The 12,788-nt window shown below is 32.2% G+C and carries 18 protein-coding genes; 11 read left to right on the forward strand and 7 right to left on the reverse strand.

Annotated elements, in window-relative coordinates; translation table 11 throughout:
• The 8 genes from CQ058_RS21465 to CQ058_RS21500 all read left to right on the forward strand — a co-directional run.
• Nucleotides 1-205: DUF3958 family protein (locus tag CQ058_RS21465; protein WP_142396384.1), on the forward strand; the 205-nt coding region annotated here is incomplete at its 5' end.
• A complete protein-coding gene (locus CQ058_RS21470) occupies nucleotides 202-1,872 on the forward strand; it encodes a T7SS effector LXG polymorphic toxin (protein WP_105589966.1) in 1,671 nt (556 codons plus the stop codon). The genes CQ058_RS21465 and CQ058_RS21470, both read left to right, overlap by 4 nt.
• 24 nt (nucleotides 1,873-1,896) lie before the next feature.
• The gene (locus tag CQ058_RS21475; protein ID WP_002188201.1) at nucleotides 1,897-2,349 is read left to right on the forward strand and encodes a YrhA family protein; all 453 of its coding nucleotides are present in this window, start codon (nucleotides 1,897-1,899) and stop codon (nucleotides 2,347-2,349) included.
• A gap of 216 nt (nucleotides 2,350-2,565) precedes the next feature.
• Nucleotides 2,566-2,814: a GntR family transcriptional regulator gene (locus tag CQ058_RS21480; RefSeq protein WP_105589967.1), complete on the forward strand. Its 249-nt coding sequence runs from the start codon at nucleotides 2,566-2,568 to the stop codon at nucleotides 2,812-2,814.
• A 376-nt stretch (nucleotides 2,815-3,190) separates the two neighbouring features.
• The gene (locus CQ058_RS21485; RefSeq protein WP_105589968.1) at nucleotides 3,191-4,171 is read left to right on the forward strand and encodes a tyrosine-type recombinase/integrase; all 981 of its coding nucleotides are present in this window, start codon (nucleotides 3,191-3,193) and stop codon (nucleotides 4,169-4,171) included.
• 647 nt (nucleotides 4,172-4,818) lie between these two features.
• Nucleotides 4,819-5,088: a BRO-N domain-containing protein gene (locus tag CQ058_RS21490; protein ID WP_082187721.1), complete on the forward strand. Its 270-nt coding sequence runs from the start codon at nucleotides 4,819-4,821 to the stop codon at nucleotides 5,086-5,088.
• The gene (locus CQ058_RS21495) at nucleotides 5,085-5,480 is read left to right on the forward strand and encodes a Rha family transcriptional regulator (RefSeq protein ID WP_002188208.1); all 396 of its coding nucleotides are present in this window, start codon (nucleotides 5,085-5,087) and stop codon (nucleotides 5,478-5,480) included. The genes CQ058_RS21490 and CQ058_RS21495 overlap by 4 nt, the downstream gene beginning before the upstream one ends.
• A 52-nt stretch (nucleotides 5,481-5,532) precedes the next feature.
• A complete protein-coding gene (locus tag CQ058_RS21500; RefSeq protein ID WP_002188209.1) occupies nucleotides 5,533-6,081 on the forward strand; it encodes a hypothetical protein in 549 nt (182 codons plus the stop codon).
• Between the two features lie 308 nt (nucleotides 6,082-6,389).
• On the opposite strand, the gene CQ058_RS21505 is transcribed toward CQ058_RS21500, so the two are convergent.
• From CQ058_RS21505 to CQ058_RS21535, 7 genes are all read right to left on the reverse strand, one after another.
• Entirely contained in the window at nucleotides 6,390-6,746 is a 357-nt protein-coding gene (locus CQ058_RS21505) for a hypothetical protein (protein WP_002188211.1), read from the reverse strand.
• Between the two features lie 4 nt (nucleotides 6,747-6,750).
• Nucleotides 6,751-7,125: a hypothetical protein gene (locus tag CQ058_RS21510; protein ID WP_001030776.1), complete on the reverse strand. Its 375-nt coding sequence runs from the start codon at nucleotides 7,123-7,125 to the stop codon at nucleotides 6,751-6,753.
• 113 nt (nucleotides 7,126-7,238) lie between these two features.
• A complete protein-coding gene (locus tag CQ058_RS21515; protein WP_002188212.1) occupies nucleotides 7,239-7,481 on the reverse strand; it encodes a hypothetical protein in 243 nt (80 codons plus the stop codon).
• 288 nt (nucleotides 7,482-7,769) lie between these two features.
• A complete protein-coding gene (locus CQ058_RS21520) occupies nucleotides 7,770-8,597 on the reverse strand; it encodes a hypothetical protein (RefSeq protein WP_105589969.1) in 828 nt (275 codons plus the stop codon).
• Nucleotides 8,597-8,788: a hypothetical protein gene (locus tag CQ058_RS21525; protein ID WP_002188214.1), complete on the reverse strand. Its 192-nt coding sequence runs from the start codon at nucleotides 8,786-8,788 to the stop codon at nucleotides 8,597-8,599. The genes CQ058_RS21520 and CQ058_RS21525 overlap by 1 nt, the downstream gene beginning before the upstream one ends.
• A gap of 15 nt (nucleotides 8,789-8,803) precedes the next feature.
• Nucleotides 8,804-9,091, reverse strand: coding sequence for a hypothetical protein (locus CQ058_RS21530; protein WP_002188215.1), 288 nt, complete (start codon nucleotides 9,089-9,091; stop codon nucleotides 8,804-8,806).
• A gap of 663 nt (nucleotides 9,092-9,754) precedes the next feature.
• Nucleotides 9,755-10,573: a tyrosine-type recombinase/integrase gene (locus tag CQ058_RS21535; RefSeq protein WP_002188217.1), complete on the reverse strand. Its 819-nt coding sequence runs from the start codon at nucleotides 10,571-10,573 to the stop codon at nucleotides 9,755-9,757.
• Between the two features lie 433 nt (nucleotides 10,574-11,006).
• Here CQ058_RS21535 and CQ058_RS21540 point away from each other — a divergent pair, with 433 nt between their 5' ends.
• The 3 genes from CQ058_RS21540 to CQ058_RS21550 all read left to right on the forward strand — a co-directional run bounded on the left by CQ058_RS21540 (nucleotide 11,007) and on the right by CQ058_RS21550 (nucleotide 12,787).
• Nucleotides 11,007-11,492: a hypothetical protein gene (locus CQ058_RS21540; RefSeq protein ID WP_002188222.1), complete on the forward strand. Its 486-nt coding sequence runs from the start codon at nucleotides 11,007-11,009 to the stop codon at nucleotides 11,490-11,492.
• 59 nt (nucleotides 11,493-11,551) lie between these two features.
• Nucleotides 11,552-12,184, forward strand: a complete 633-nt coding sequence (locus CQ058_RS21545; protein ID WP_105589970.1) for a hypothetical protein — start codon at nucleotides 11,552-11,554, stop codon at nucleotides 12,182-12,184.
• Nucleotides 12,185-12,298: 114 nt separating this feature from the next.
• Nucleotides 12,299-12,787: a hypothetical protein gene (locus CQ058_RS21550; protein WP_002188224.1), complete on the forward strand. Its 489-nt coding sequence runs from the start codon at nucleotides 12,299-12,301 to the stop codon at nucleotides 12,785-12,787.
• Nucleotide 12,788: the final 1 nt, after the last annotated feature.

The following is a 12,788-nucleotide window of genomic DNA, read 5'->3' on the forward strand; positions in this document are numbered from 1 at the left end:
TATTTTAGGAACTTGGCATAGAGATAGAGAAATGTCATTGTTTTTTATGAATATGCGTCAAGATGCACAACAAATGGAACGAAAACTCACATTTGAATTGGAAAATCAAAAAGAAACGTTGCTTAAAGAAAGACGAGACCTTAGTGATTTAGAAAATGACCTTTCCTATCATCACCAACAATTAGCAAGGGAGGTCAATGCATGAGTTTAAATATGTATTTAGGAGAAGTACAAAGCCAAACTCAAACCATGAACGCTGTATGTACCGCTATCATTCAAGGTATGGAAGAAGCTATCAATTCGATTGATGCTTTTACAGGTGATACTGTTTTGCAGGGGCAAACTTACGATAGTGCGAAAGCCTACTTTGCACAGACATTTCGTCCTTTAGCACAAGGAATCATTTACTTGTGTGAAGAATTAATTCGTCAGAATGATGCCTTTCCAAGTCAATTTCAATCCAAGGTGGCTTCGACAGATGTCATTGAACAAGAAATATTAGAACAAATCCAAGGGATTGACCGAATGAAAGCTGGTGTTGAAGGGATTAGTAATGTCCTTCCAGCTATGCAAGCGATGATGGGTATTTTTGATATGATGAAACGGAAACTGCAAGAAAAGTTAGAACATCTACATGAATTCAATTATACTTCTAGTAGTAATTATGATACAGCACTCCAACTAGCAGCTAACATTGCGACGGGTCTTGCTGAAGTCCAAAGTGGGAAAGGTTTTAGTCCTGCTAGTGGTACATTTAGTACACAGGGATTGAATATGGAGTGGACAACTTCTATTCAAGCGATAGAAGAAGAGAGGGCACGTCAGGCTGCCAATTCAATTGAAGAAGGTGAAATGTGCGGTAAGCTTCCGCCAAAATCTGACTTCGAGAAAGCTTGGGAAGAAGAGAAAAAAGATTTAAATGACGCATGGACTGGTATTTCTACTGGTGTAGAAGATGCTGTCACAGATGCATGGGAAGGACTTAAAGCATTGGGTGATGCAGAAACGTGGGAAAATATGCGTGATGCAATTGTAAACTACAAGGAAACCTTTCCTGCAATGTGGAACACATTCTCTGATTCATTTGTAAATAAATTTTGGAATGGAGATATGGAAAGCAGAATGCATTACGCTGCCTATGGTGTAGCATCAATATTAACAGGTTTTATTGGTGATAAAGGTCTTAGTAAAGCAGGGCAAGCAGGGAAAGTAGCGATTGTTGCCAACTTAGCAAAAGGAAAGTCGTTCATAAATAATTCTGCCGCATATAGAAATGCCTTATATACGTTAAATAACTTTAATTTTGGAAATCAATTTTCATTTGCAGGTATTGATGGAAGTTCTTTAAAATCTAGCTTTGTTGATGCTTATCAAGAGGCTAACAATAAGTTATCTCCTTATCAATATACTAAAAGTACCACAGATGGAGATGTTTTTGTTGGTAAATTGTATGGAAAAGACGTACTTCTTGAGGATGTTAAAGTTGAAGATATTACTTATACTAAGAGACCGAGAGAAGAAGCTGAACAACTTAGGAAAACTTTTGATAGCAAGGTAAGACAAGAGTTTCTTAAATCCTTGGTAAATGACCCTGTTAAGCTTACTGAACTTAAGGAAGCGGGAATAACAGATGGCAATATAGAATTAATGAAACAAGGAAGACCTCCAGTTGGATGGCAAGTACATCATAATCTCCCTTTAGACGATGGAGGAACAAATGCATTTGAAAATTTAACTTTAATACAAAATCATCCATATCATAAAGCTATAACTAATACACAACGTACATTAACTAGACACTTACAAGATGGAGATAGTGCAGACATAAGCTGGCCTATACCCAAATATAATATCTACCCTAAAGGGGAATAAATACACTTAGAAAGAGGTTTTTATATGTGGAAAAATCTAGTTTTAGAAATTGGAGATATACTGAAAAGTGTTAACTTTAATTTGAACACACCAGCAACAGATACTGAAGTTCATAGATTAAGAGAACACGTGAAAGAGAAATTTAATGTTGATTTACCGATTGAATTTGAGGAGTTTCTTAAAAACGTAAACGGTTTAGATTTTGGTGGACTAGTTATTTATGGAGTTGACTCTTCTTTACTAGATACAGAAAGAAACGAACCGATTTGTGGATTTATAGAAACGAATGAGATTTGGTATGAAAATGAATTTCAAAAAGAGTATCTTTTCTTTGGAGATTCAAGTATTGCGTGGTTTTGTAAAAACTTATCTGACGGTACTTACTTAGAACTTGATAAACCATCTGGCACAGTGATGAAAACATATAATGATTTCAATACAATGCTTGAGGAAGCATTAAAAACAGCCCTTCTTTAATATGGGGTATTCTATCCTACGTGATTTCGAAGACGAAGAATAATCAATTATGAGTAACAAAAGTAAGACTTATGTGAATTACGCATAAGTCTTTTTAATATATTATCAGTTAAGAGGAAGTTTTTGGTGTTTTTATAGTAATTAATATGTACTATATGAAATGTAAGGCACCATTAGTATGAGTGTTAAATGACAGAACAAGGGAAGAGGCTAACATTGGCATTATTCAAACGTACTAACTTAGATAAAACAGAACTATTGTTACTATATATTATGAAAGAATTAGAAGCTGATAAAGCACCCGTGAAGTTATCGTATAACCAGTTACAGGATTATTTACGGGCTAATCGTAATACAACATCAAAGGCAATAAAAGGACTGAAAGAACAGGGTATACTGTCTGTTACAGTGGGACAGGGGAAAGCCTCTAATACTTACCAACTTACATTAGAAACAGGTGTATAGAGATAATAATGATTATATAAAAGAAAAGTAGAAAAACTTATTGAAAATCTAGTCTGCTAGAATTATACTGTAAAGTATATAGTAGTCGTGTGAACAGGCTAACTGTAACACCCTACAATTAACTGTAGAATTACTTAATATGACTGTAAAAAAATGATAATAACTAATGATATAACGGAAAAAACCGACTCAAAATCGTGTTCCTTCGGGAGTGTCGGTTCGACCCCGACCATCGGTATCATGTAACGTTGATTTAAACGGCTCTTACGTTCAGTAGGAGCCGTTTTTTCGTGTTCTTAAAAGTTTATTGCATACGATTATCTCCTTGTTAAATAAGCGTACTGAATCATGTACCAAAGGGAGGTAAAAGGTTGTTATGAAAAGACGTAATAATGATTTAAATGTTAAAGAATTAGCAGTAATTCACGATTCTGTACAATTAGATGTACTGGACTATAAAACCGCTCTACACTTATTCCTTAATGATTGTGAGTTACGTAATTTACGTGACCATACCATTCGATATTATAGGAGTGAGTTAACTACGTTTTACAAACTTCTCATGGATCAATCTGTATCCACAAATCCAACTGAAATTACCAGTGAAGTAATTAAGAAGAATGTTATTTTCCATATGAAAGAGGTTCTACAAAGAAAACCAGTTACGATTAATACACGTTTAGGAGCGATTAGAGCGTTTTTTAACTTTCTCCATACTGAAAGATATATTAAATCTAATCCAATGAAAGACGTTAAATTCTTGCGTGTCAGAAGACAAGCTATACCTACATTTAGCAAAGAACAAATAAAAACGTTATTAAAGCAGCCTAATTTAACTACATTTATAGGCTTTCGTGATTATACGGTAATGTTATTACTTTTAGAAACAGGTGTAAGAGCGAACGAACTTGTTGGAATAACAATTACTGATATTAAATGGGAAGATTCATTTGTTCATATTCGTAATACAAAAGGATATAAAGAAAGATTAGTACCAATTCAATCTTATATGAAAGAAGTATTAAGAAAGTATGTAACAGTTCGCGGGTCAATGGAAACAGATGCTTTATTTACTTCAATTGATAATCGACCAATGACAAAAAGACAATTACAAAATCGAATTAGCAAGTATGGAGAAATGGTGAAGATAAAAGATGTTCGTTGCAGCCCCCATACGTTTAGGCATACATTCGCTAAATTAAGTGTTCAAAATGGAGCAGGGATATTTGAACTACAACAGATACTTGGACACACCACGATGGATATGGTTAGAACATATGTCAATTTATTTAGTAATGATGTGAAAGAGAAACATAAAGAATTTTCACCTTTAAAGATGCTAAATAGATACAAATAAAAAGAAAAAAGCCACCTACTGCAATAGGTGACCGAGTTTAAATATGTAATAGCAAAAATTAAATAACGGATATTCCGTACATCTAACACCTTCATTATAAATTTTTAAAAAGTATAATGCAAAGGTTTAATTTCCTATTGTCTTTTTTAGGAATATGTAAAGGGATTTCCGAACGTGGGAATGACCTAACACCACGAATAAACACTTGAACAGGTTAGCTAAGCCACTGTCATAAAATTAAGCGTTCTAACATATAACGTTTCCTTGTTTGCGTTGTTAGAAGTCTAGGAGAGAACGTCCATAAACGGTTTGGTAAGGTTGCTTGGTGTATTAAGGTACAGGTAGCAACGAATAAGAAAGAAATATTAGGTTACGGGTAATAAAGGATAATGTCAGTAGTACAATTCCTTCCCTATATCTTTCAGCATGTTGGACAAGCATAACATGTTAAAAATTCGTTGTAGGTGAAAATCTAACGTTCAAACAAGGTGTTACTATACGGAATCCTTAACCCGATAGACCATGATAAAAATAACAATGAACGTCTGCTTTATGCTGCATTAACTTTCTTGTTTTTGCAATGTAAGGTAGTCATTCTATGCCCTAGCCGTTTTCCTGTACCCTCATCCCATGATAAAAATCCTCCAATGAACGTCAACATATATTTGCAAGTTAAGTTATTAATCTTATACAATCCCTCACCAAATAGAAAAGGGGGAACAAAGGAAGAACCGTTCTTCTTAGCTAAAGACGTAGCTGATTGGATTGATTACGATGGAAGAACAGGGCAATTATTAAAAACTGTAGATGAAGACGAAAAGCTGACGCATACAATATATGCATCAGGTCAAAATCGTGAAATGTGGTTCTTAACTGAAGATGGATTGCATGAAGTGTTAATGCAGTCTCGTAAATGACAAATAATATCGTATTTATTGAAAACAATGAGGTAGTAACAGATAGTTTAATGGTGGCTGAAGTATTTGGGAAAGAACATAAAAACGTAACAAGAGACATTGAAAACCTTTTAGAAACAGGAATTGTTTCACCGCTCAATTTTGAGCAGTCAACTTACATTAACGAACGCGCAAGACAATACAAGAAATACAACTTAACTAAAGACGGTTTCACACTTTTAGCGATGGGATTCACTGGTAACGAAGCATTGAAATTTAAAATGATGTACATTGATGAATTTAACCGCATGGAAGAAAAGTTGAAACAAATGTTAACTGATTCATATATGATTGATGATCCGGTTGCGAGAGCAGAAAGATGGATTAAAGAGCAAAATTTAAAATTAAAATAAAAGGTTATTATTAGCCATAAAGGGTATTTATATTACGAGGGGATGATAAATAATGAAAAAACAATTAGCAACTTTAACAGTAGGGATTTTATTGACTGCGGTGTTCACAAGCTGTTCTGTTCAAGAGGGGGGAACAGAAGAAACAAGCTCGAATACTAATGAAGAATTAATTCAATTTAGTGGTACAGAAGATCTTTCAAAGGACGAAAAAAAGTACATTAACTATGTAGCAAAAGATACTTTGGATTTTCAGAATACAAAATCTAAAATATTTGATTTAATGGGAAATGTAGTTGATAATCCTAATAAATTAAACGATAGTACTTGGAAGCAAGAGGTCAAAGAACATATAAAGGTTTCTAAAAAAGCAGCTTCACACTTTTTAAGTTATAAAAAAGTGCCGAAAAAACTAGAAGATTTTCATGATACGTATGTTGATGCGTTTAAATTAGATGAAGAAGCAATGGAACTTCTAACAAACTATATCAATAACGCTAAATCTTATGATAAGGAAAAGATATCTGAAATCGCTGATTTAATGAAAGAAGCGATTGATAAATCAGAAGAAGCGAATGCATCTTTAAAAGACTTAGCAAAGTAAGAGAAGGGATAGGTGAAATCGCCTATCTTTTTTAGATTTATTGATTGCATGGGAGAGAAATTCCATACTCCCATTTTGGAGAATTAGTGGTTTAGCATAATTGTAATACACTAAGCATAAACTTTCGTATGAGCGAATGTAATAGTGGTTCGAAAGTTCTAGGTAAGCTTATATAAGGTTATAAAGTACTTAATAACCTTATATAAGCTTGTTATGATGCTCTTAATCCGTACTTAACAATGCTATTTAATAACTCCTTAAAACCCTCTTAATAAGTAAAAAAGCATCCTCTAAATTGAGGACACCCTTTAAAATTCTTCTAACTTTATCTTTCCACCTCTATAGGCTAGTTTAATATTATTTTTCTTTAATTCATTTGCCAACTTGTCCGTTTTAGTAGGTGATTCAAAGAGGTTATAAAACTTGTATATATCTAATTTTGCATCTCTTACAAAATGGCGCAGATCAGAAACAGAACCAGTAAACTCTGCTGGATAATTAGCGTATTTATAATATTCTTTAACATAAATGGACAATGCTTTTGCAATTGTTGGAATGTCCATTCTTGTAAAGTCTGAAGGGGAATTTGAAGTGCCATATAATTCAAAGTCATTTCCGTAAAGCATTTTTAACATTTTAACTTCTTTAGTTGTAAAATTATTCATGATATTAATCCTCCAAGTCTTCTAATTTTTTGTTTGGAAATTGTGCTACAAAATCAAGTATAAGTTTTAATTCATCTTGTTCTAACTCAGTTCCCTTGTGATATTTACGTAGGGCTTCAACAAGACCATAATATTTATAACTATTTAGTATTTCTTCTTCAAGGTTATTTGCTTTTTCTAAGAAAAGTAACGGATTACCTTTATAAGTTTTATCTTTAGCAGTTTCATAATCATTTAAGAAAGCTAAAGGGTTATCACTGTTATTTAATTCTTTTGCAGCGGTTTCTTTTTTATTTTCTTCTTCTGTTAAAAATGACAATGGATTACTATTGCTTGCTTCATAACGTTCAAAATTTGAAAATAAATTATCTTTGTTCATATTAATACCATCCTTTATTTAACTTTTGATTAGCCCTATCCAAAGAGAAAAGGTTTTTGAGGGTGTATTAGTCGATTCCCCCTGCTATCCATTCGGTAAGGGCATTACTTTGTTCAATTATTCGTTATTACAAAATGATTCGTATTATTAATACGTTCTACAACAATTCCACATTTAGATAATTGACTCATTAGATCAGTATCTTGTTTCTTTAATCGTAAGTTATCAGTAGTTGTATTTAGATATTCAGCAACTTGTGGAAATGAAATTGGTTCATTTTTATATGCATAGTATCCTAAAGTTAAAATACTAATATGCTGAATAAATTCTTTGCGATTCATGTATTTCTTTTTCATAATTTTTTGCTACCTCCTTAATTTATAGAATGAATGTACGAGCGAAAGTGAAGTACTAAGCCGTCCGGCAATTGAGGACATATAACAAGGAATATATGCACAAGGTAATTCTTACCTATATTAAACTTGTGAATTATTAAACTGTATATAAAGTTAACTTGTATCAAAGATAAAGAAGTAATCAACGCCCAAAACAGTGTTCAGCCTTACTGTCACAATGGATTAAGCGTGATTTGAAACAGGTCAAAAAAGTTACCCATTCGAGCAAAAAAGGGTCAAAAAAGTTACCTATTTTTTTGGAGCATATGGTGAAGCAGCAAACATACCTCTTAACGTATTATCAGGTTGACCACTTTTTCTATAAAAGATATATGGATTTAATGTGATGAAAGTATGGCGTTTATCTTCCAGTATCGTTTCTGCAATTATTCCACCTTTTCTTAAACCTCTAAGGAGAGTAGATATTTTCTTTTGATGGATTTCAGTAACTTGTGCGATTGCTTCTATATTAAGGTACTTAATTTCCTTAGAATCAATTTCATGAGGATTAATACAAATCATGTTAGTTTCGTAATGCACATATGGAAGTAACTTATATAAGAATCCAATTTCAGCAGGTTTTAAGATTGTGCATAGCTGCTTTAATGTTGTAGTAAATAGTTTGATTATCTTTTGTTCTTGAGCTTGTCCCCTAAAGTGATAAGTAGGATTAATACGGTATCCACCTTTAACCTCTTCCAAAATTTCATTACTTTCAAGTGCTTTATATAAACGTTTATTAGTACTATTTGTAATACCTAATGTACGCTCAATATCTACTTTCTTAGTCATAACCGCCCCATCCTTTCCAATTAAAAAACCTGTTCCGAATTCCATATGACACTGTAATTGTAATAAATATCCAAGGTGAACATTTGTTAATTTAGAAATCACTTCTTTAATATTCTCCATATCCGCAAAACTGAAATGACGGTTATCTCTTTCTTTTTCTAATTTGTTCTTATATGCCTGTCTCTGATTTTCAGATATTACTTGTGATTGGGGATTAATAATATCCTCACCTAATACTTCACCAGTTTGTTGATCAACTAAATGTACTAATCGAGATTGAGTCATCAATTCTTCACCTCACTTTCATCTTTTTGTACGTTTTTAGCCGTACTTAATTTGTTGAATTGTTTTGCGAGAAATTCTTGTCTTGCTTGGCAATTTGTAAGAAATTCCTTTTGTATAGCTTTTTCAACGGCTAACTCTTTTTCTAATTCTGTAATACGTTTATATAATGCAGCTTCTTGTGGATTGGACATATTGATGAACCTCCGTTAAATTTGATTGTTGTATTGTCTTGTTTTAAGGTTAAATAAGTAACGACAATAAGCTAATTGAGCACTTAGTGATCTAACGTTTAGCTGCAATGTGTTTGCTTTATAAAGCTCAATCATGTTGTCGATTGAAGGTTGTAAATTTTCTTCATATGTCACTTCAAATGTAACCAAATAACCATCATCTTCCTTTTGAGTTACAGTTACATGACCAATTGATGCTCCTTTAATTGTTGATAATGCAGCAGTTAACGACATATCAGATGTGTGAAAAACCTTTTTAACCATAATTAACATTCCTTTCGAATTACCATATTTGTGATTCCATAAACCATTAATACTTAGGAATCGTGTGTAATTCTTACGTTTTAAAATTTAGTTAAGATGTAATTGCTCGAGGAATTTTTATCGAGTGTTACCGAGTAATCGTATCGAGTAAAAAACATCTTAAAATTAATGAGGATATTGTTTTTATGGATGTGATAAATACAATAAAAATAAAGTAAGAAGTAACAGTGTACATCCTGTTTTTCTTACGTTTAAAAATAGACAAAAGAAAACCCTGTACCGTTTGATACAGGGAAACAAGGGGTTTAAAACGATAAACTTTAAAACTGTAGTGCTCATTTCTATGCCGATTTGAATTAAGTGGAGATAAGAAGCTGCTGAATCCCTCTTATCTGTAAAACACTATTACTTCGTATGTATAGTAATTTCGCATGAATTTACGTTAAATAAGTGTAAGAAAGAGAGTATTTGTTGTAGTAAGGAATAGATGCAAGTATGAAGGAGAAGAGTGGTCACCATCTTGTACGGTGTTAACGAATATATACGAATTGATATGAACGTAAAGATAGTGAAGGGGTAGTTAATTTGTTTTACGAATGAAGGAAGTTTGAAACGATATAAATCAGAATATGAAAAAAGACCATCATAACCGATAGTCTTGTATCAATTCTTATATAATTGTTCAACTGCATTTTCTCTATCCTCTTCTGTCGGTGCTGAATAGCGAAGGATCATATCAGCACTGGAATGACCTGATAAGGATTGAATGATGCTTATATCATGTCCTGCACGTACAAGGTCTGTAATAAAAGTATGTCGCAGTTGATGTACATTGAATCCATATTTATTTATTAAGTGTTGCACACTCCTAACACTAATGCGCTCACCTCTATTACTTAGGAATAAGGCTGGGCTATTTCCATTGCGTTCTTCTAAATACTTAGTTAAAGCCCTCCTAGTTTCTACATTTAATGGCATTGTACGTTCTTTATTTCCTTTTCCAATAATCTTAACCGTGCCTTTTCTTTCGGTAAGGGATATATCATTGATATCTATATTCACCAGTTCACTAACACGTAATCCAGTATTTAATAGAAGCAGTACAATAGCGGAGTCTCGCTTGTTGTTTGCTCTATCCACTTCACGTATGAGTTGATTGCGTTCGTTTCTATCGAGTGACTTAGGTGCTACTTGCTTTAAGTCTTGTTGCTTTACCACACTTATGTCTTCTATTGCTTCTGTCTTGTTACTCCACTTGCAATACTTCTTTAATGCATTAAATACTTTATTAATAGTTGCAGCAGACTTCTTATGGGAAACCATGTAGTCAATATACTGTTGGACATCAGAACGAGCAAAGCTTTCTAAGTCTGTTCCTGCTCCATCAAGCCACTGTTCAAATTGTTTTAATGCATGAGTGTATGTCTTAACTGTTGTTACTGACTTTCCTTTCAATGCTTCATTCACGAACTTCTGAATCATGATAATTCCTCCCTAAATAATTCTACGCAACTTTTTTTATTTGTTATTCATGAGTTTATGTATGTAAACTGTCTGTTTATATGTATATTTTAGCATAGAATTATAATTCTACGCAATAATTCTACGCTGATTTAAGGTTGGTAATATGCTTGTTACTTATGCACTGAATAAGAAGTTTTGTATGATCTAACATAATAGTTAAATTAAATGGCTACATATGTAAAAAACATCTTGCCAACCTCTTCCAGTGATAAGGCAATATAGGGGGAGGGGTGGTTTACATTCTGATATATATCGTATCAATTAAGCGGCTGCATGACCTTAGTTTATTTCACAGGAGAGAATTTTTAGAGTAATTCCTTTTATAAATTGTGAAGGGAAATGTAATAAATTGTCGAATGGAAAAATTAAATTAAAATATTGGAGGTAGCACATGAGTGAAAATAAATATAGTCAATTAAATCATAATGAACTGCTAAAAGGAGTTAAAATAGATAAGGAAAAGCTTGCTGAAATAGTAAGTAAAAAAACAACTAATCCACTTGCTTTAAAAACAGTAGGAAAATCTATAACAAATGAAATGTTAAATGAAATGATTACTTTGCAAAAAGAAAAAGAGCATCGAACAGAACAGTATAATCAATCTGTACTACGGACGTTAGAAAAGATTGAGCAAAATACAGGGAATTTATATCAAATAGTTCAATTACTCAATACACAAACAGATAAGCAAGATACTATTATTGAACTATTAACAGAAGTATTAGCAATTAGTACTTCCGCAACTAAGGAAGAAGCTGAAGGTAAGTATAGATCGGTTATGAAAAAAATTACAACAGTAACAGAGGATGTTGAAACGATACAAAAATTGTCAGGTTTTGCTCAAATGGTTTTTCAAATGTTTCAATCACTAGGTTAATTTGTATAAGCAATTGATGAAATAGTTAATATCGAACTAATATATTAGGAGTGAAATAATTGGATTTATTAAAATGGATAAATGATAACCAAGGAGCAGTAATGGCAATTTTAACCTTGATTTACGTAGGAGCAACTATATTTATTTTAAGAGCCAACTCAGCATCAGTAAAAGAAATGCAAAAAACTAGGGAGGAAGAGAACCGTCCTTATGTGGTTGCTTATTTAGATTCTAAAACAAATGGGGTTGTAAATTTTGTTTTAAAAAACATTGGAAAAACTATGGCTTTAGATACTACGGTTGAGGTGTCACCTAGGATAGAAAGTCCTGAAAAAATGCCATTATCTAATTCAAATTTACTTAACAAACCTATTCCTAATATTCCACCCCAATATAATTATAAAGCTTTTCTTGGAATGAGTTGGGATATAAAAGATAAAGAAAAAGATGTTTATCCTGTTTATAAAGCAACTGTTACGTATAAAGGTGCAAATGATGAAAAAACAATTTATGTAGAAGAATATATAATGGATTTAAATTTTGAAAGTGGATTATTATTTACGAGAGAATATGAGGTGCATGATTTAGTTAAAAGCTTTAATGAATTTAGTAAAGATAATAATAGAGTGTTAAAAAAAATAAATGATAATGTTTCTGCGTTGGGGGATACAAAAAAACGGCATTCTAATTAAAAGGATGTCAAGAACATGCTAATGGAAGATATGATTTAAATATAGACTAGCACTCTTTAATTAGGGTGCTTTGTTTGTGACAAAGAAATACCTATAAGTTAATTGGAGGATAGAATGAACATTGATGTAAAAATATTATCAGCTTTTATTTCAGTAATATTTTCAGTTCTTACTTTTTTACTTATTCATTTATATATTGAGCCAAGAAAGGCAAAAAGAAATTTTAAAATGGAAAAATATAAAAACTTATATGCACCACTTTATACTATGATAATTTCTAGTGTAAATATAGTTAAAGAGGAATCCATAAGAGCAGGTTATATAGAATTAGGACATACAAGTGAGCGAACCTATTTAAGTCCTCAAGATATTGAACAATTTATTTTTAAAAATGCCGGTTATGCCAGTGTTGAATTAATCGAAGCGACAAAAGAATTAGCTTCTTCTTTCGGTAAAATAAAAAAAGGTGTTTCACAAAATCTTGTAGAGGTAACAGTAAAAGATTATAACCAATTAAGACGTGAATTAGGAATGGAATATAATAAAGATGAATTAAACACGGGTATTCCCGATGTAATAAAAGAATTTCGAGAAATTAGCTAAT

It is taken from the genome of Bacillus sp. MYb56 (assembly GCF_002976445.1).
In the GTDB taxonomy this organism is placed as follows: domain Bacteria; phylum Bacillota; class Bacilli; order Bacillales; family Bacillaceae_G; genus Bacillus_A; species Bacillus_A mycoides.